Consider the following 18,357-nt stretch of genomic DNA (forward strand, 5'->3'; position numbering starts at 1 on the left):
GGTCAGGCGCCCTTCGGGAGGTCGTTGAGCCACGAGTGGAAGCGGTCGCGCGGGACGATCCAGCGCCGGCCGAGGCGCTTGGCCGGAATCTCGCCGGCCCGGACGAGCTCATACGCAAGGCCGGAGCTGATGCCGAGGAGAGTCGCTGCCTGGGCCACGGTGTAGATCGCGGCCGTCGGCAGGTCCCCGAGCGAGACCGGATCATCCAGGTCGTCCGGGGCCGGGAAGCGGATGACGTTGTTCACGCTGCCTCCTCTTGATCACGAGTTGCCGAACGATCTGGTTCGTCCATGACGAGCTGCTGGGCGGCGTCGTAGTCGGCTTTCCAGCGCTGTCGTTCGGCGATGGCGTGCAGCAGCAGGACGGGTCTGCTCGGGACGTCCGGATCACCCGGCCTGGTGCGTTCCCATTCGAAGGGGCCGTCGTCGATGGCGTAGCCGGGGCGGACGCCGGCCTTGTTCAGGAGTTGCCGAACGAACGCGGCGCGTTCGGCGCGGTGGTCGTCGAGGGTCTTGCCCGACCATTTGCGGGAGACGAGGACGCGGCGGCCGGCGATGCCGAGGTGTTCGGGCTTGTGCGCCTTGCCCTTGCACACCCCGGAGACCATGGAGAGTCGGGCGCCCTTGGGTTGGACCCCGTACAGGAGCCAGACCGGGCAGCGCGGTGAGCACGGCGTGACCCGGAGTTCCGCGGTCAGGCGGCGGTGGTGCTCGCGCTGCCGGTCGGTCGCGTCCTCGTCGAGGCCGGCGGCGTGGCTGACGCTCTTGGTCAGGTACTTGGTGAGGTAGCCGATGTGGCGGCCGGCTTCCTCGGTGCCGCCGAGGATGCCCTTGAGGTGTACCTGCCGCCCGAACACCACGGTGTGCGCCGGGGCGGGCAGGTTGGCCGGGTCGGTGGCCTCCTCCCAGGTCGGCAGCGGTTCGCGGGTGTCCGGGTCCACGAACCCCTTGGCGCGGTCGCACCACCGCGGCATCCGCTCCCCCGAGTACCGGATCTCGTCGTGGGGTGGCCACCACACCTGGTGGTAGGTCGCGGCGACGATGGCGCGCAGCTCCGCGCGCGGGATGGTGCCGCGAATCGCGGCGTGGAAGTGCGGGGCGCCGCGGCGTTGGGGTTCGACGGTGCCGAAGTACTGCACGTCCCAGCCCACACAGCGGCGCGTGTTCTGCCAGAACCGATCCACCAGCCGGGCGAAGTGGATGGCGTCGCGGGCGGCGCGGCGGTAGTCGTAGCTCGACGGGTCGAGCGCGGCGCCGTCCTGATCGACCCGCCCGTAGCTGTCCAGGGTCAGGGTGAGGAAGGTCGAGGGCCGGTACTTGCCGCCGTAGACCCGCCCGAGCGTGCGCTGCTCGACCGGGCGGCGGGGCAGGTTGGGGGCGTCCTGGCGGCGGCGGGTGGAGCGCTTGCGGGCCTTGTGCTCGGGGTCGAGGGGGACGAGGCGCCCACGGATCCCGGCGGCGCGGATCTCGACGTCCAGCTCAGCGACGATGTCGCGGATCTCCTCACAGACTTCGTCGTCGCCCTGCTCGCGGGCGAGGGTGTAGCGGGCGTGCAGATCCGCCCGGGTGGCAAGCAGTCCCTTCTGCCGCTCCGTCGGGACCGGCCGGGCCGGGGTGGGTTCGTCCTCGAGGTGCCAGCCCTCCCGGCACTGGACCATCCGCAGCCGCCGCGCCTTCTCCGCGCACGGCCGGCACTTGGCCTCATCCCGGGCCCCGCACGGCACCGGGACGACGTCGACCCGGCCGGTGGAGGTCTCCAGCCGGCGCATTGCGAGGGGGCGAACGCAGACGCCGTGGTCCTCCGCGAGCTGGCGGGCGACGTCCCCGGTCAGCGCGAGCAGCGCCTTCTGCGCGCGGGTGAGCTGGTCCTGGTCGATCCACTCTGCGTCCGGCACCGTGTGCGGGCCGAACTCGCCAACCGGGGCGAGCGCCTGCGGGATCTGGTCGTTGGTGCTGGTCATGCGACACCTCCGGCGGGCTCGACAGTCGGGGCCGCGGGGGCGGGCAGGGCGAGGACCTGGCCAGCAGCGGCCGGGATCGGGGCGCCGGTGACGAACTGCTCCAGCTCCTTGATCGTCTGGTCGGGCACCCAGGCGGAGCGGACCCGCAGGGGTTCGCGGATGCCTTCGCCGAACAGGTAGGCCACGCCGGGATCGGACTCGCCGATGCGGTTGGCCCACGCACCCCGGTCATAGGCGTGATCCCCGAGGACCATCGCCACGTGGCTCTTGGCGGCCACGCGCAGACAGGCGCGGCGGGGGAACAGCTCGCGGACGGGGACGGTGTCCTTGGTCGGCTCCTGCACATAGCCGCGCACGGTGTAGCCCAACGCCCGGCCCTGGGTGGTGAGCACGGCGACGCGGTCGGTGATGGCCTCGCGGGTCTTGCGGTCGCCGATGTAGCGCAGCAGGGCGCCGATCTCGTCGAACTCCAGCAGCTCCCACGGATGCTCGCGGGTGGCCGGGATGGCGCGCAGTCGGCCGGCGAACTCCGTCTTACGGGCCTCCATGCCCTCGATCAGGTCATCGAGCAGCGCGAGCGCGTCCTTGGAGGTGACCGCGTAGCGGTGGAACACCTGCCGCCCGTAGGCCAGCTCCATGCCCTTCGGGTCGATCCCGGACACCCGCACCAGCCCGTCCTGGATCGCCGGGGCGATCGACACGAGGGGTGCCCAGCAGAACGAGCCCTTGCCGGCTCCGGTGGCCCCGGCGTAGAGGGTGTGCCCGCCCGCGAGGGACTGGTGCCAGTCGGTGCCGTACTCGGTGCGCCCGGACCACACCCGCCGCAGATCCACCGACTCGCCGGCCACCGCGGCCAGCGGGGCGAGGGCCGTGCAGGGGACGGGGTCGGTGAGCAGGTTGCGGCGTTGGAAGTCGATCGACACCAGCCGCGGGCCGATCTCGCGGACCTGGCAGCGAGCCACGCCGCGGGCCACGGCGAGGGCGCGGGCGGCTTGGTCGTACTCCTCCGGGGTCTGCCCGGGCACGAGCCGCACGCGGACCTCGTCCCACGACGCCCCCGAGCGCACCGACTCGATGCGCGGGAGCTGATCGGGCCGGGCCTGCGGGCGGGGCCGGATCGCGGTCCTGCGGAACGGGTTGACCTGCACCGTGATCCCGGTGTCCGGGTCCGGCACGGTCAGCCCGCACGCCCGGAACCACCGCGCAGCCCGGGGCGCGTAGCGGGTCCAGCGCTGCCACCAGGAGCGCAGATGCCGCCCGACCCAGGGCTCGAACACCTCCCGGCGGGCAAGCCGCCACACCACCAAGCCCGTCCCGATGACGGCGAGCGTGACCACGAGGGAGACCCAGCCCAGCCAGGAGCACCACACCACCACGGCGGCGGTCGTGAGGGTGGTACGCCACCAGCGCAGGAGCAGCCGGGCGGCGCGGTAGAGGCCCTTGGCGACCAGCCACACGGTCACGAACACCGCGGCGATCACCGCCAGCGCCTCCAGCAGTTGCGTGAGCGCCTGCCCGATCCAGTGCAGCACCCACAGCCCGGCACCGAGCCCGGCCAGGGTGAGAACGAGTTGCGCGGTGCTCATCACGCCGCCCCCCTCCGGGCCGTGGTGTTGGTGAGGTCGAACAGGCCGAGCTGCACCCCCGCAGCGGGGACGAGCACCGGCGCGGGGTGACGGTCGCGGGCAAACAGCGCCGAGCGCTCGTCGGCGGACAGGCCACCGGTGACTCCCCACCGCTCGGCCGGATCCTCCGAAGCCATGACGTCGGCCAGGCACTCCGCCCGCACCCGGCAGCCGGCGCACACCTGCTTGGCGCGGGCCACCGCCTGCGCTCCGGCGGGGCCGGTGTCGATCGGGTAGAAGATCTCCGGGTCGATCCCCGGGGTGGCGCAGGCAGCGCGCCAGCCCCGCCCGGACGACTCGTGAATCATCACGCCACCGCCCCGCCGCCGAGGTGATCCCCAGTGGCCCACAGCCCGAAGCCGTGCCGATCACCTGCCGCGCGGGCGGCCCAGTCACGGGCGGACTGGCGCCAGAACCGGGCCGCGTCCCGCTCATGGGTGCGGGCCAGCAGCGCGGCGTGGCCGTAGACGCTGAGCGTGTCCGGGTCGCGGTAGGCGTGGCACTCCAGCATCCGCCACCATCCCGCCCGGCGGGCGCAGACCACCGCAAGCGTCGCGGCGCGGTGGGCGTGCTCGATGTCGGTGCTCATCGGCAGCTCGGACGCCGCCCGGTACTGCTCGTCGAGGTCGTCCAGCGCGGCCGTGACCCGGATCGGCACCGGCGTGCTGATGGTGCATGGCTTGTCGGGATTCATTACCCTCGGTCCCCTTCCGAACGAAACGCCTGCTCAGGGCTGGTGCAGTGAGGAAGACCCAGGAGGGGAGCCCGGTGGCCGCCGGACTCCCCTCCACCCCGTCCCCGGGTGGTGCGAGCGGGACGGGTGCGGTGGGTCAGGCCGCGTCCTGCTTGGACGGGCGTCCGGCGCCGATGCGCGGGGCTCGCATCGCCGTGGCGCGCAGGCTGTAGGCGATGCGCGCCCGGCCGCCGGACTCGTTGACGTACGGGGTGACCGTCAGCCCGTCGAACTCCACCGGCCGAAACGGCATCCCGGCCGGGGCCTCCGGCGGAACCGGCTGCACCGGGGCGGAGATCTTCACCGTCACCGTCTTGGCGTCCTTACGCGCCTCCGGATCGGCATCCAGCACCGACACCGCCCATACCAGCAGTCCCGACTCCTTGTCCACCGCCTGCACCACCCGCCCCGCGGACGACTTGTCGTAGTCGCGCACCGGCTCGACGTCGGACACCACGTAGGCGCCGTGCGGGAACACGTCACCCATCGACACCTGAAACCTCGGCTTGATCGCCATCTGCTCTCCCCTGAACTGGGCTGCCTAGGTTGGCTAGCCAAGTAGAGGTTAGATCACACCGTCGTGGGGCGGCAAGGGGCTGGCTAGCCAAGTTAGGTGAGTTAGGCGGATCGGCCCTAGCATGAGGGCATGGGACTCGACCCGAACGACCCACGGCCGCCGTATCAGCAGGTGGCGAACTCGCTGCGCGCGGCGATTCTCACGCGTACCTTCCAGCCGGGGGACAAGCTGCCGTCCGGGCCGCAGCTCGCCGAGCGCTACGGGGTCGCCCGGATGACCGTGCAGCAGGCGATTCGCCTCCTGCGGGACGAGGGCCTGGTCATCTCCCGGCAGGGGAGCGGGGTGTTCGTGCGCGAGCGCACCGAGCGACCGGTCGGGCTGCGCCCGCACCTGGAGCGCGCGTTCGAGGCCGCGCACGTGTCGGTGGACTTCGCCGGGTTCTCCGGCGAGACCCTGCACGGCGCGATCAGCGAGCCCATCGACAAGATCCGCGCCGGACGGCTACGCCCCGCCTCGGTCTCGGTGCGGCTGCTCGTCCCGGACCCGGCCGTGCCCTGGTCGCTGCCCGCGCGGGTCGAGGACATGGCCGACAGTCCCGCCTTCCGAGCCCGCGCCGACCGGATCATGCGCCGCCACGCCCTCGCGGTGGTCGACGCGGTGACCGAGCTGAACGAGCTCGGCCTGGTCGAGGACGCCCGCGCCGAGGTCCGGGTGCAGCCGGCCGTGCCGCTGTTCAAGCTCTACGTGATCAACGAGGCGGAGGCGTTCTTCGGCTACTACCCGGTGGACAAGCACGACGTGCAGCTCGACGGCGAACGCGTGCCGGTGTGGGACCTCCTGGGCAAGGACGCCGTGCTGTTCCACCACGCCGCCGACGGCGACCCCGAGTCGATCGGTGCGCAGTACGTGCGTCAGTCCCGCATGTGGTTCGACAGCCTCTGGAACACCGTCGCCCGCCCCCTCGCGCCGTGAATCCGCTCGCCCGCCTCCTCGCCGACCACCCGCATGTCCTGCTCGACTTCGACGGCCCGATCTGCGGCGCCTTCGAGGGCGTCACCGACCGGTGGCTCGCTGAGCAGCTCCGCGCGACGCTCGCAGCCGCGGGCTTCGATCTCCTCCCGGCCGACATCAAAGCCATCTCCGACCCGTTCGCCGTGCTCCGCTACTCGCCCCAGCTCGGCTCCGACGTCCCGGCGGGCCTCGACACCGTGTTCGTCGAGCTGGAACAGCAGGCCGTCCGCGTCGCTCCCCCGACCCCCGGCGCCGCCGACGCCATCGCCGCCCTGCGCGCTGCCGGACACACCGTGACCGTGGTCAGCAACAACTCCGAGCCCGCCATCCGCGCCTACCTCCGCGCCCACGAGCTGGACCAGTTCGTCACCGGCGTCATCGGACGCGAGATCGGCCGTCCGGCCCTGCTGAAACCGCACCCGCACGCCGTCCTGCGCGCCGCCCGCGAACTCGACACCATCCCCGCCCGATGTGTCCTCGTCGGCGACTCGCTCAGTGACCTCGAGGCCGCCCACACCGCCGGAACCGTCGCGATCGGCCACGCCAACAAGCCCGGCAAGCGCGAGACGTTCACCGCGCTGGAACCCGCGGCGATCATCGAGCTGATGACCGAACTCGTCGACGCGGTAGTGGCCCGGCGCAGGTAGTCATCGGCACAACCGCGCGGTGCTGCCGAATCCGCATGTAGGAGATCAAGGGCGCCGCCTGCGGCGGCGCGCGGCCGGCTGCGCCGGCCCCGCTCGGCTCGCTCCCTCCACCTCCGGCCCGGTCGCGGCTGGCGTGACCGGCTGACCGGCCACGACCACCACGACGACGACCTGATCCACGAAGCGGACCGGCACCGCGGCGAGGACCAGGACGAAGAACCCGGGCTCCGCCCGGACCCGGCACCGCTGCGGAGATCAGCCCAACAGCGGTGACCTCCTCACGGCGCGCCCGAGGGCAGCCAGACCGATGCCCCGGTGCGCAAGCCGGGAAAGCGTGGCCTGCACACCGGGGCATCGGCCCGGCAGGGTGAACCCGCGCCGCAAGGAGATCACCACCGGGGGCACCGAGTCATCGAGAAGTCATCGAACGTCCCGCCAGAGATCATCACAGCAACGATCTAGACGAGACCGGCACCGGCCCTGACCTGCACGGGCCGGACTCAAGACAATCAGGTAGCAGCGCCGATCCTCATTGACACGGAAGAGGTCACTGGTTCAATCCCAGTATCGCCCACCAACTCCGATGGCCCCTGACCAACCTGGTCAGGGGCCATCGGCCTGTGATCCCCTCCGACGCTGCTGTTGATCATGATGCGAGCGGCGGTCGTCGGGGTCTCGTCGAGCCCGGTGCGACGCACCGAAGGTGCTGGCTGATCGACCGCCGCTCAAGGTGGTGCGGACCCTCCGGAGAACCTGCACACCCTCATACCTCCGGCTCGCCCCGCTCGCGCGCGATCTCGCGGCGCAGCGCCCGAAGGATTCGTGGCGTGCTGTCCGCGGTGCCGAACAACCGGCGCACGTTCTCGCGCTGCCGATCCGCCAGCGGGTCCGGATGGCCGGCGAGGAACTTCTCGGCCAGCCTGCGTGCCTCGTCCACCGAGCGCACGCCGTGCACGCCGCGGACGACCCGCTCGCCGATGGCGTTGAACGGCCGGTGACCGTCCCGCTCGAAGTAGATCAGCGGCTTGGTGAACAGCTGGTACTCCACCAGCATCGACAGTCCGTCGGTCACCATCAGGTCCGATGCGGCCAGCACCGGGCCGTAGTCCTGCTCGGACAGCACCGCGGTGTTGGGCAGCGCCTCCCAGCTCCGCATCCATCCGTCGAAGTCGGCGCGGCTGATCGGCGAGGCGTCCGAGTCGGGGAAGGGCAGCAGCGCCGGGTGCGGCATGAACACGAACTGCACGTCGGGACACTGCCGGGCCCAGTCGAGCATGGCCGGGTGCATGAGGTGGAACGCCCCGAAGTCGGTCCATCCGGTCGCGATGGTGTGGTGCGCCGACCACACCACACGCCCCGGCCGGTTCGTCTCGTGCGGCCTTCCCGGGTCAAGCGGCCAGACCGGCTTCACCGTCCGCAGGTGGTCGGCCTTGGGGTGGCCGACCACGCGGAACTGGGCCCCGTTACGCGCTCCGTCCCGGATCGCGGCCTCGAGCATCATCTCGTTGGTGCAGAACACCATCCACGCCGCGCGATGGAAATCGCTGTCGACGGCGGTGTTCGCCGTCCGCTCACCCGGGACGTTGACGACGAGGTTCATCGTCTCGTACGGGACCAGGCAGATGCGGGCGAAACCGAGCTGCTGTGTGCTCAGCTCGTCGGGGATGTCGGCGTCCCACTGGGACTGCCGGCAGACCACGTCGGGTTCGATCGCCTTGATCAGTTGCAGGATGTCCTCGGCGCCGCTTCCGGCGAGGCGGACATGCGTCACTCCCCGCTCGGTCAGGCCGCGATGCACGTCCTCCTCGCCGCAGCAGCCGTCCGAGCCGCGGAACCGACGCGGGATCGACGCGACGATCGGCTCGAAATCGTCGCTGGCGGCCATGGCTTCCACGACAGCGTGGTACGCGTCCCAGGCGCCGAGCAGGTGCACCAGGAACAGCACCCGAATCGGGCAGCGGCGCAGCGCGGTCCGGCGGGACACCAGGTGGACCGTGTCCCGCAGCTGCGCCAGCTCCCGACGAGTCTCCTCGACCGGGGCGGCGAGCCGGTGGAGACCACACCGCACGGAACCGACGTCGTCGCGAGCGGCGCGCAGCTCGGCGTCGATGGCGTCGAGCCGCCGGTCCAGCGCGTCCATCCGGGCCGGCAGATCCTTCGCCCAGCGCAGCGCGGTGCGGACCCGATCGATGCGTCTGCCCACGCCCACTCCCGCTTGGTCTGGGATGCCGGCGGCGCACTGCTGCGGCGACGCTCGGTGACTCGACTTAACCGCTCGGTGAACGGGACGAATCTACCGTGTGGCCCGTTATCAACGAGTAGGGGCCGATCCACCCCAGCCGTGAGTGCGTAACAGTGTTCAAACACTGTTACGCACTCACGGGAGGATCTGACGTGGGAGAGGGTCAACAGTGATTCCGCGTGCCTCGCGGCGCCGTCGCTCCAGCGGGTACCCCAGCGACGCCTCGACGAACCGGACGCCGTCCTCCCAGGTCACCCTGGGAATGTGGAGATGGCCGTAGACCACCGCGACGGCCCGGAAGCGGACGTGCCAGTCGGCGGTGCGTCGCGTCCCGCACCACAGCGCGAACTCCGGATGCCGCAGCGCCCTGGTCGGGAGCCTGGTCAGCGGCCAGTGATTGACCAGCACCGTGGGAGTGGCCGGATCCACCTCGGCCAGCCGCCTCTCACTGATCCGGATCCGCGCGTCGCACCACTGCTTCCGGCTCGGGTACGGGTCCGGGGCCAGTAGATGCTCGTCGGTGCACACGACACCGGCCCGGTAGGCAGCGGCCATCGCCTCGTCCTGGGTCGCGGCGCCATCGGGCCGGAACGAGTAGTCGTAGAGCAGGAACAGCGGCGCGATCGTGACCGGACCGCCCGGGCCGGTCCACACCGGGAACGGGTCTTCGGGGGTCACCACTCCCAGCTCCCGGCACTGCGCCACGAGATGCCGGTAGCGGTGTTCGCCACGCAGCTGCACCGGATCGGACCGCCGCGTCCACAGCTCGTGGTTGCCGGGTACCCAGAGCACCTGGGCGAACCGCTCCCGCAGCTGGGCGAGGGTGTCGAGAACGTCGTCGACGCGCTCGGCGACGTCGCCGGCCACGATCAGCCAGTCGCCCTCGCTGGTCGGCCGCAGCTGAGCGGCGACAGCACGGTTCTCCGGATGGCGCACGTGCAAATCACTGACGGCGAGCAGACGCGGGGACGGCACCAACCAGTCGTACCGGGCGACGTCGCGCCGCGCACACCGCGACATGCCACCGCGAGCTGACAGGCCGCACGGAGTGCCCTGGCCCAGGACGACTTACCGGCAGTAAGTTCGGCAGGAGGAGGCGAAGGGGGCGATCATGGCCGGTTCACGGGGTGTGCGGCGGGCTCTCCGCTGGGGACTGCGGCACGGGATGATCCGCCGGGCGGTTCGCAAACAGGTCGCCGCGGGTGACCTGGGCGCGCGGCTGATGATCGATCCGGCGGTCATCGCCGAACCGTTCGCGCACTACGACGAACTGCGCCGGCGCGGCCCGCTCGTGGACACCGGGCTCGTGCGCATCTCCGCCCACCACGACATCGTGTCGGCGGTGCTGCGCAGCGCGGACTTCGGGGTCGCCCTGCGGATGCCGGAGGATCTGCCCGGGATCGTCAAGCTCGCGGTCAAGGCGGGCGGACGGTGGCCGCTCGGGCCGGTGGAGCCGCCGTCGATGCTCGCCGTCGACCCCCCCGACCACACCCGCTACCGCAAGCTCGTCACCCGCGCGTTCAGCGCGCGAGCGGTGGCGGCGTTGCGCACCCGCACGGAGCAGATCGCGGCCGAGTTGCTCGACGGGCTGACCGCCCGGGCGGCCGAGGACGGCCGGGGCGATCTGATCGAGGACTACGCCGCCCTGCTGCCCGCCACGGTGATCGCCGAGATGCTCGGGGCCCCGGTGGCGATGCGGCGCCAGTTCCTCGAATGGGGCGCCGGCGCCGCGCTGTCGCTGGACGTCGGCCTCTCCTTCCGTGACTTCCAGCGCTCGGAGCGCGACATCGACGCGCTGCACTCCTGGATGCTCGGGCATTTCGACGAGATCCGTCGCGATCCCGCCGACACCATCCTCAGCACCCTCGTCGCCGCGCACGACAAGGACGGCGCCTTGACCGGGGACGAGTTGAGCAGCATCGCGATGCTGCTGCTCGCCGCCGGTTTCGAGACCACGGTCAACCTCATCGGAAGCGGCGCCGGGCTGCTCATGGCGCATCCGGAGCAGCTCGCCGTCCTGCAGGCCGAGCCCGAGCACTGGAGCAATGCCATCGACGAGATGCTGCGGATCGAGTCCCCGGTGCAGCGCACCGGACGGGTCGCCATCCGCGACACCGAGGTGGCGGGGCTCGCGGTGCCGGCCGGGACGTCGGTCGTGACGCTCATCGGTGGCGCGAACCGCGACCCCGCGGTCTTCCCCGACCCGGCCCGCTTCGACGTCACCCGCCCCGAGGCCGGGCAGCACGTCGCGTTCTCCGGCGGCGTCCACTACTGCCTCGGCGCCGGACTGGCCCGGATGGAGGGCGAGGTGGCGTTGCGGGCGCTGTTCGACCGCTTCCCCCGGCTCGCCCCGGCCGGTCCCGCGCATCGCAGGCCCACCAGGGTGCTGCGCGGCTACGACTCGTTGCCCGTCACCCTCCGCACCCCTGTGAGTGCATAACAGTGTTCTAACACTGTTATGCACTCACAGGGGGTTCTGACCTGGGCCGTTGGCATTGGCCAGGTCAGTGATCCGGGCTAGCGTGATCGGCATGCCGATCGCGCATCCGCCATCCGAGACCGGTGGCCAGAGCCGAGACGTCACGGCCAACCCGATCTTCGCCCGCGAGCCGCTCGACATCCCGCGTTTCGCGCTGCCCGCCGCGGGTCTCGATCCCGAGACCGCCTACCAGATCGTGCACGACGAGCTGATGCTCGACGGGAACGCTCGGCTCAACCTCGCCACCTTCGTCACCACCTGGGCCGAGCCGAGCCTCGAACGACTGATGTCCGAGTCGTTCGACAAGAACATGATCGACAAGGACGAGTACCCCCGGACCGCCGACCTCGAGGCCCGGTGCGTGCGGATGCTCGCCGACCTGTGGCACGCCCCGGACCCGGCCACAGCGCTCGGCTGCTCGACCACCGGATCGAGCGAGGCCTGCATGCTCGGTGGGCTCGCCATGAAACGGCGCTGGCAGCTGGCACGCCGAGCCGCCGGGAAGTCCATCGCCCAGCCCAACATCGTCATGGGCATCAACGTGCAGATCTGCTGGGAGAAGTTCGCGAACTACTTCGACGTCGAGGCCCGGCTGGTGCCGATGGAGGGCGACCGCCTGCACCTGGGCGCGGCCGAGGCGGTCGAGCTGTGTGACGAGAACACGATCGGTGTCGTCGCGATCCTCGGATCGACCTTCGACGGCAGCTACGAGCCGGTCGCCGAGATCTGTGCCGCCCTCGACGACCTCGCCGAGCGCACCGGCCTCGATATCCCGGTGCACGTCGACGGCGCGTCGGGGGCGATGATCGCGCCATTCTGCGATCCGACGCTGGAGTGGGACTTCCGGCTGCCGCGGGTCGCCTCGATCAACACCTCCGGGCACAAGTACGGGCTGGTCTATCCGGGCGTGGGCTGGGTCGTCTGGCGCGACCGCACGGCGCTGCCCGCCGAGCTCGTCTTCACCGTCAACTATCTCGGGGGCCAGATGCCCACCTTTGCCCTCAACTTCTCCCGGCCAGGCGGCCAGGTGATCGCGCAGTACTTCAACTTCCTGCGCCTCGGCGTGGACGGCTACCGGCGGGTGCAGCAGACCTGCCGCGACGTCGCGACGTCGCTGGCCGCCGCGATCGCCGAGCTGGGTCCGTTCCGGCTGCTCACCGACGGCTCCCAGCTTCCGGTGTTCGCGTTCACCGTCGACCCGGACGCACCGTTCTCGGCATTCGACGTCTCCGCCGCGTTGCGCGAGGCCGGGTGGCTGGTACCGGCCTACACGTTCCCCGCCAAGCGCGAGGACATCGCGGCGCTGCGGATCGTCGTGCGAAACGGCTTCTCCCACGATCTCGCCAACCTGCTGCTCGACGACCTGCGCCGGGCCGTCGGCAGGCTCAGCACCCAGCAGGCTCCGCAGCGCGGAGCCGAGGCGTCGTCGTTCGCCCACGGGGCCGGGAGAGCGAGCGGATCCGCCGGCCGTTGACCGTGCGCCGGGCGACTCGCGGAGAGTCAGCGGTGGACCGGCGGTGTTCGCCGGACCACACTGGACCCCGGGGCCGGCAACGGCCGCGGGGGGAGGGGCAGTGGTCGAACTGGGGATCGATCTCGGCACCGCGAACACCGTCGTCTGCGACGCAGGTCGAGGCATCGTGCTCGACGAGCCGTCGGTCCTGCTGCTGCGTCGTAACGGGGCCAAACGTGGCCGGATCGTCGCCCTCGGCAGGGACGCCTCCGAGTTGGTGGGCCGGGCGCCGGTGGGCATGACCGCGATCCGGCCGCTGCAGGACGGCGTGATCACCGATCTGGAGACGGCGCGGGCCTATCTCCGCGCGGTCATCCGGCGGCTCACCCAGCACACCTGGCAGCGCAGTCGCGCCCGGGTCGTCATCGGCGTGCCCGGTGGCGCGACCGATCTGGAACAGCGCGCGCTGCTCGAGGCCGCCGACGAGGCGGGCATAAGCCGGGCGACGGCGGTCGATGAACCGATCGCGGGAGCGGTCGGCTGCGGAATCGATCCGCTCGATCGCCAGGTACACATGGTCGTCGATGTCGGCGGCGGCACGGCCGAGGCCGTCGCGTTCTGCTACGGCGGCGTGCTCACGGCTCGCTCCTGCCGGGTTGCCGGTGACGAGATGACCTTTGCGGTCTACCAGCATCTGCGCGACGAGCACGAGCTCATCGTGGCGGAGCAGGCGGCCGAGGAGATCAAGATCCAGACGGGCACGGAGTCCGAGCCGAGCCTGGTGGTGCAGGGACGCGACGCCGGGTCGGGCCGCCCGAGACTCCTGACGATCCCCGTGGCGGAGGTCACGGATGTCATCCGGCCGCTCACCGACACGATCATCCAGACCCTCGCGGCCTGCCTGGACGACCTGCCACCGCAGGCCACCGCCGATGTGCTGGCGGACGGGATTCTCCTGTTCGGAGGGGCGGCGCTGACCCGCGGCTTCGGCAAGAGCCTCGAACAGGCCTTCGGGTTCCCGGTCAAGCTCGCGGACAATCCGTTGACCTGTGTCGCCGAGGGAGCCGCATACTGCCTGCGTCATCCCAACCTGCTGGCGGCCTACGGCCGCAGCTGACCCCGGCCGACCGCGTTGCGGAGCCTTCGCCGAGAGGGGTCAGGGCGTCTGAACGGGATCGGTGGCCCGGATCTCGGCCTCGTGGGCGAGGTAGTAACGCAGCCCGCCGGCGACCACGGCGCTGGCGCTGTTCGCTCCGGTGCCCGGCCCCTGAACGAGCGCGGTCATCACGATGTTCGGGTTCGGCATCGGCGAGGCCGCGCTCATCCAGTTGTCGTAGCTGGTGACAGGAAGGCTTCCGTCCTCCGCCGTTCCGGTCTTCGCCCCGACGGGCACCGGCAGGTTGGCCAGCCGGGTGGCCGTCCCGCCGGTGACCGCGGCGCGCATCCCGTCCCGAACCGGACCGAGCTTGTCGGCGAACGGCACCGGCCTCGGGGGCGAGGACGGGAGCGCGGTGTAGGCGCTCCCGTTGACCCCGGTCGCGAGGCCCAGCCGGGGGGTGACGAGCTGCCCGGTGGCGACACCGGCCGTCCACAGGGCGTTCTGCAGGGGGGTGACCTGTAGATATCCCTGCCCGATACCGAGGATCACCGTCGACCCGCCGTACCAGGTGCCGCCGCTCTCGGCCACGGACCGAGGGCTGCCGAGGTATCCGGGCGACTCTCCCGGCAGGTCGATGCCGGTGCGGGAGCCCACCCCGAGCGCATGGGCGGCGTCGATGATCGGCTCGGGTCCGAGCGTATTCGCCAGCTTGTAGAAGTAGACGTCGTTGGACCAGGCGATGGACTGACGTAGGTCCATCGGGCCGAGCACCGACCAGTTGTTGAACGTGTGCCCGCCGAGGGTGAAGCTACCTCCGGTGGGTATCACCTGGTCGATCGGCCACGCCGGCTTGATCACGTCGGCCGAGGCGACGACCAGCTTGAAGGTCGAGCCGGGCGGCACCGCTGCCTGGGTCACCTTCTCCAGCATCGGATGGCCGGGGGCGGATGCGGCCGCTTGCAGCCCGGCCGGGTCGATCGGCGGGCCGTAGATGTTGTTGTCGTACGACGGCAGGCCGGCGATCGCGAGGATCTGACCATCGCGCGGGTCCATGGCGACGGCGGCGCCGATCGCGCTGCGGCTCTGCCCGCGCAGCGCGTTCGCCAGGCCTGTGCCCAGCTCCCGCTGCAACCCCAGGTCGAGCGAGAGCCGCAGGGTGGCCCCCGCGATCGGCTCCTGCCGCGGCCCCATCGCCACCGGCACCCCGCTCGGCGTGACGTAGACGCACTGGTAGCCGTTGGTCCCACGCAGGATCGAGTCGTACTGCTGCTCCAGCCCGGCGCGCCCGACGATCTCGCCGGACGGCAGATCCGGGTTGCGCTGCACCTCGGTCTGGGTCGCGATGCCGGCGAACCCGAGGACCGGGGCGAGCAGGGGCCCGGTGGGATAGCTGCGCCGGGGTTCCGGGATCACCACCACGCCGGGGATCCCGGCCGCGGCGACCGACGCCCCGGTCTCGGTGGGTACCTCAGCGATCGGCAGCGAGAGAGTGGTCGGGGAGGCATCCTCGAGGGCGGACGTCAGAGCCTGCACCGGTTGCCCGGTCAGCGCCGCAACCCTGGCGATCTCGTCCGGTCGGGACCGCAGCAGCGCCGGCACCGCGACAACCTGATCCGATCCGACGCCCGCGGCCGCGCTGCTGGTGGCCAACGGCGCCCCGTGCCGGTCGGTGATGTCCCCGCGCAGCGCGGGGATCCGGATGCATCGGGTCATCTGTTCCTGCCCGGCCGCGGACAGGGCCGCACCGTGGGCGGACTGCACATTCCAGCCGTAGAACCCGAACGTCACCAGCACGGCGCTCATCGCGAACGCGGTCGCCCGCACCAGCCTCGGCCGCCGCGCCCGCCAGCGGGGCACGATCCAGAGTCGTCTGCGCGACCCGTCCCGGCGCACGCCCAGCACCACCCCGATGGCGGCCAGATGGACCAGCAACGCCGTCCCGCCATAACTGAGCAGCGGAAACGGGACACCGGCCAGGGGCAGCAGCCCGAGGTTGCCGCCCAGCGACACGAGGACCTCCGCCCCGAGCAGGATCGCGAGCCCGCCGCCCACAAGGGCTCCGTTCGGTGTCCGGGGGACCCGGCTGGCCAGCGCCAGCCGCCAGACGAGCACGATCGCGGCCACGATGACGGCGGCGCCGGCCACCAGCCCGAACTGCTCGACGACACTGGCCAGCGCCAGGTCGGTCTCCCGCTCGGGCAGGTACTGCGCCATCAGCGAGCTGAGTGGATCACCTGCCCGGCCGAAGAGCGACCCGGATCCGAGCGCGATGCGTGCCTGCTGGATGGCCCAGCCCGAACCGGTCGGTTCCTCGTGGGAGCCCACGAGGAAACTGCCGAGACGCTCCACCTGGTAGGGCCGCAGGGTGCCGATGACCAGCGGTACCACCAGTGCGACGGCGGCCAGCAGCGGCAGGAGCAGCCGCGCCGGGGTCCGCCCGATGATGAGCATCGCGACGGTGAGGATGATCAGGAGCGTGGTGGTGCTGAGGTCGGGTTGCAGAACCGTGAGCGCGATGGGCACCGCCGCGAGGACGATCCCGAACACGAAGCGCTGCCACGCCGGTCGCTCCGAACCCAGGACCGCGGCGAGCACCAGCAGCAACCCCAGCTTCGCCAGCTCCGAGGGCTGGAAGGTCAACGAACCGAAGCTGATCCAGCGGGTCGCCCCGTTCGCCGTCACACCCATGACCAGCACCGCGCCCAGCAGCAGCACCGCGATGAGATAGGTGACCCAGCCGAGCACGAGCAGCAGCCCCGCCCGGAACCGCCACAACGCCGCCAGCAGAACGACCCCCGCGACCGCGATCGCCGCCTGCCGGAACACCGTGTCCGGGGTGTCCACAACGGACAGGTTGGCCAGGCCCAGACCGACCAGGACGAGGGCGGCCAGGATCGCCAGTAGGTCGAATGCGGTGCCCCCGGAGTCCTTGGCGCGCAACGGGCGATTCGGGTCGGGACCGTCGGGGGCTGCCGCGGCCCGACCACGCTCCACGCTCAGCACCCCATCGCTCCTTCGCTCTCAGCGGGATGGTTCGGGTGGTACGGCGGTGCACGTGCCCAGCACCGGGACGGGCAGCGGCGCGCTGGCCGCCACGGCGGGAGTGCTGACCTGAGCCAGCACGGCCAGCGCGTCACCCGGCGGCAGCGAGACCGTGTCGACGACCACGGCACGCTCGCCGTTCGGCGGCACGGCAACCGTTCCCGCTGGGCCGGCCGCCGCCGCGCCGGTACAGGGGTTGACGATCCGGAGGTCCCAGGCGACCGTCTGCGGATCGGGCTGCGGGTGGAGGAGCACCTGCAGCCGGATCTGGCAGTCGCTACCCGGTGTGCACGGATACAGCGCCCTCAGATCGACCCCGGCGACGGCGCCGGCGGCCCGCGGAGCCGGCGGCGCAACCGGCGGAGGGGTCGGCCGGGCGGTGGTCGTCGCCGCTCCGGCGCGGCCCGCGTCCAGCACCACACCGATGTCATGGCTGATCCGGTCGCGCAGAAAGATGATCTCGAGCAGCAGCACCGCCGCCAGCACCACGATCGAGATCCCCCATCGCCAGGAGCGCGCCGCCACGGACCGGGCGCCGGAGCGGTTCCGCAGCGGAGGCGTGGGCGGGGCCGCGGGACGTGCGGCGCGCGGTGCGGGGGGCAGGGGCGCGGTCGTGCCGGCGGGACACCCGTTCGCGGCACGGACCAGCCGCGCGAGCTCGGCACGCCGGCGTCGGTCGCCATCGGACGGCGACACGGCGCGCAATGGTGCCGTCACATCGGCGCGGTTCGCCCCGGGCTCGGCTGCCGCGACGGCCGCCCGATCCAGCGCGGCGAGCTGCTCGCTCTCCCGCTGGTCCGGTTCCCGGACCGATCGGCGCGCCGCGGCTGCAAGATCCGCCAGCGGCGTCGCCTCGCCGAGGCTCGCCGGGACGGGTCGGTGGCCGTCCGAGGACGGATGCTCCGGCTCGGCGGTCAACCGCGCGAGGCCATCGGCTCCGACGACCACCGCGTACCCGGCTGACCCGCCACGCGGCCCGCCCTGACCCCGGATCGGCGGCGCAGCCAGCACATCGATCGCCAGCACGAGCGCCTGGGCGGGGGTGAGGCGGGCGATCTCGAGCAACCGGGGCAGCTCGACGAACTCGCCGTTGCCGATCGTCGGTTCCCCGGGCGGCCGGGAGTTGCGGACCGTCGCCGCCCCCCGGGTGCGATGGGGATGCGGACGGCGCGACAGGCCCAGTCGGCGAGATGTCCGCGTACCAGGCGACCTGGTACCTCCTGACCCAGGCTGGAGCATGGCAGGCCATCCTCGGGGCACAGTAGCGACGTCCGGTCGGCCCGTTTCGTGCGCTGGTCGTTCGGGCCGGAAGCAGTGCGGTGGAAGCAGCAATACCCGGTCAGAGCCGCGGCTCAGACCGGCCGAGATATCGATCTTCGGGAGCCACCGTTGACGACGCGCGCGCCTCGCCGCTCCTGATCTCGGACCGCAAACCCGCCCATGGCGCCCCCCGCCGTGCTTGACCAGTCCATTCCACCACAGAGCGCCCCATTCCGCCGCCGCTGAATGTCGGGTGATCTCGGCGCCAGAGCGTCCAACCCCTCGGTCC

Annotated in this window: 15 protein-coding genes; 5 read left to right on the forward strand and 10 right to left on the reverse strand. The window is 71.7% G+C overall.

Translation table 11 applies throughout. From position 1 onward, the window contains the following. Positions 1-2 precede the first annotated feature (2 nt). From ACFQE5_RS05365 to ACFQE5_RS05390, 6 genes are all read right to left on the reverse strand, one after another. On the reverse strand, positions 3-245 hold the full coding sequence (locus tag ACFQE5_RS05365) for a helix-turn-helix domain-containing protein (protein WP_379583440.1): 243 nt from the start codon (positions 243-245) through the stop codon (positions 3-5). After that, entirely contained in the window at positions 242-1,960 is a 1,719-nt protein-coding gene (locus ACFQE5_RS05370) for a replication initiator (RefSeq protein WP_379583442.1), read from the reverse strand. The genes ACFQE5_RS05365 and ACFQE5_RS05370 overlap by 4 nt, the downstream gene beginning before the upstream one ends. Beyond that, positions 1,957-3,546 (reverse strand): FtsK/SpoIIIE domain-containing protein, encoded by a 1,590-nt coding sequence (locus ACFQE5_RS05375; RefSeq protein ID WP_379583444.1) that lies wholly within the window; start codon positions 3,544-3,546, stop codon positions 1,957-1,959. Before ACFQE5_RS05375 ends, ACFQE5_RS05370 begins: the two co-directional genes overlap by 4 nt. Beyond that, the gene (locus tag ACFQE5_RS05380) at positions 3,546-3,893 is read right to left on the reverse strand and encodes a WhiB family transcriptional regulator (RefSeq protein WP_379583446.1); all 348 of its coding nucleotides are present in this window, start codon (positions 3,891-3,893) and stop codon (positions 3,546-3,548) included. Before ACFQE5_RS05380 ends, ACFQE5_RS05375 begins: the two co-directional genes overlap by 1 nt. Further along, entirely contained in the window at positions 3,893-4,243 is a 351-nt protein-coding gene (locus tag ACFQE5_RS05385) for a hypothetical protein (protein ID WP_379583448.1), read from the reverse strand. Before ACFQE5_RS05385 ends, ACFQE5_RS05380 begins: the two co-directional genes overlap by 1 nt. Before the next feature lie 172 nt (positions 4,244-4,415). Beyond that, positions 4,416-4,835, reverse strand: a complete 420-nt coding sequence (locus tag ACFQE5_RS05390; protein ID WP_379583450.1) for a plasmid replication, integration and excision activator — start codon at positions 4,833-4,835, stop codon at positions 4,416-4,418. A 129-nt stretch (positions 4,836-4,964) separates the two neighbouring features. On the opposite strand from ACFQE5_RS05390, the gene ACFQE5_RS05395 reads away from it, so the two are divergent. Both ACFQE5_RS05395 and ACFQE5_RS05400 read left to right on the forward strand, forming a co-directional pair. Then, positions 4,965-5,807, forward strand: coding sequence for a GntR family transcriptional regulator (locus ACFQE5_RS05395; protein ID WP_379583452.1), 843 nt, complete (start codon positions 4,965-4,967; stop codon positions 5,805-5,807). Further along, a complete protein-coding gene (locus ACFQE5_RS05400; protein ID WP_379583454.1) occupies positions 5,804-6,493 on the forward strand; it encodes an HAD family hydrolase in 690 nt (229 codons plus the stop codon). Before ACFQE5_RS05395 ends, ACFQE5_RS05400 begins: the two co-directional genes overlap by 4 nt. 763 nt (positions 6,494-7,256) lie before the next feature. Here the strand turns inward: ACFQE5_RS05400 and ACFQE5_RS05405 are convergent. After that, positions 7,257-8,696 (reverse strand): hypothetical protein, encoded by a 1,440-nt coding sequence (locus ACFQE5_RS05405; RefSeq protein ID WP_379583455.1) that lies wholly within the window; start codon positions 8,694-8,696, stop codon positions 7,257-7,259. 174 nt (positions 8,697-8,870) lie between these two features. Then, positions 8,871-9,755, reverse strand: a complete 885-nt coding sequence (locus ACFQE5_RS05410; protein WP_379583456.1) for a metallophosphoesterase family protein — start codon at positions 9,753-9,755, stop codon at positions 8,871-8,873. Positions 9,756-9,846: 91 nt separating this feature from the next. Between ACFQE5_RS05410 and ACFQE5_RS05415 the strand changes: the two genes are divergently transcribed. The 3 genes from ACFQE5_RS05415 to mreB all read left to right on the forward strand — a co-directional run bounded on the left by ACFQE5_RS05415 (position 9,847) and on the right by mreB (position 13,784). Next, positions 9,847-11,175: a cytochrome P450 gene (locus tag ACFQE5_RS05415; protein ID WP_379583457.1), complete on the forward strand. Its 1,329-nt coding sequence runs from the start codon at positions 9,847-9,849 to the stop codon at positions 11,173-11,175. 91 nt (positions 11,176-11,266) lie between these two features. Next, positions 11,267-12,688 (forward strand): glutamate decarboxylase, encoded by a 1,422-nt coding sequence (locus ACFQE5_RS05420; RefSeq protein WP_379583458.1) that lies wholly within the window; start codon positions 11,267-11,269, stop codon positions 12,686-12,688. A gap of 100 nt (positions 12,689-12,788) precedes the next feature. After that, entirely contained in the window at positions 12,789-13,784 is a 996-nt protein-coding gene (mreB, locus tag ACFQE5_RS05425) for a rod shape-determining protein (RefSeq protein ID WP_379583460.1), read from the forward strand. Positions 13,785-13,823: 39 nt separating this feature from the next. Here mreB and ACFQE5_RS05430 read toward each other — a convergent pair whose 3' ends face one another. Beyond that, positions 13,824-16,769 (reverse strand): FtsW/RodA/SpoVE family cell cycle protein, encoded by a 2,946-nt coding sequence (locus ACFQE5_RS05430; RefSeq protein WP_379583462.1) that lies wholly within the window; start codon positions 16,767-16,769, stop codon positions 13,824-13,826. A gap of 18 nt (positions 16,770-16,787) precedes the next feature. Continuing rightward, on the reverse strand, positions 16,788-17,873 hold the full coding sequence (locus tag ACFQE5_RS05435; RefSeq protein ID WP_379583464.1) for a hypothetical protein: 1,086 nt from the start codon (positions 17,871-17,873) through the stop codon (positions 16,788-16,790). Between the last annotated feature and the right edge of the window lie 484 nt (positions 17,874-18,357).

Origin of the sequence: Pseudonocardia hispaniensis (assembly GCF_042658695.1) — a bacterium.
Lineage (GTDB): Bacteria > Actinomycetota > Actinomycetes > Mycobacteriales > Pseudonocardiaceae > Pseudonocardia > Pseudonocardia hispaniensis.

Excerpts from the sequence above, each read along its gene's own strand:
- ACFQE5_RS05375 (WP_379583444.1), bottom strand. The coding sequence starts at position 3,546 with ATGAGCACCGCGCAACTCGTTCTCACCCTGGCCGGGCTCGGTGCCGGG.
- ACFQE5_RS05380 (WP_379583446.1), bottom strand. The coding sequence starts at position 3,893 with ATGATTCACGAGTCGTCCGGGCGGGGCTGGCGCGCTGCCTGCGCCACC.
- ACFQE5_RS05395 (WP_379583452.1), top strand. The coding sequence starts at position 4,965 with ATGGGACTCGACCCGAACGACCCACGGCCGCCGTATCAGCAGGTGGCG.
- ACFQE5_RS05370 (WP_379583442.1), bottom strand. The coding sequence starts at position 1,960 with ATGACCAGCACCAACGACCAGATCCCGCAGGCGCTCGCCCCGGTTGGC.
- ACFQE5_RS05420 (WP_379583458.1), top strand. The coding sequence starts at position 11,267 with ATGCCGATCGCGCATCCGCCATCCGAGACCGGTGGCCAGAGCCGAGAC.
- ACFQE5_RS05415 (WP_379583457.1), top strand. The coding sequence starts at position 9,847 with ATGGCCGGTTCACGGGGTGTGCGGCGGGCTCTCCGCTGGGGACTGCGG.
- ACFQE5_RS05390 (WP_379583450.1), bottom strand. The coding sequence starts at position 4,835 with ATGGCGATCAAGCCGAGGTTTCAGGTGTCGATGGGTGACGTGTTCCCG.
- ACFQE5_RS05410 (WP_379583456.1), bottom strand. The coding sequence starts at position 9,755 with ATGTCGCGGTGTGCGCGGCGCGACGTCGCCCGGTACGACTGGTTGGTG.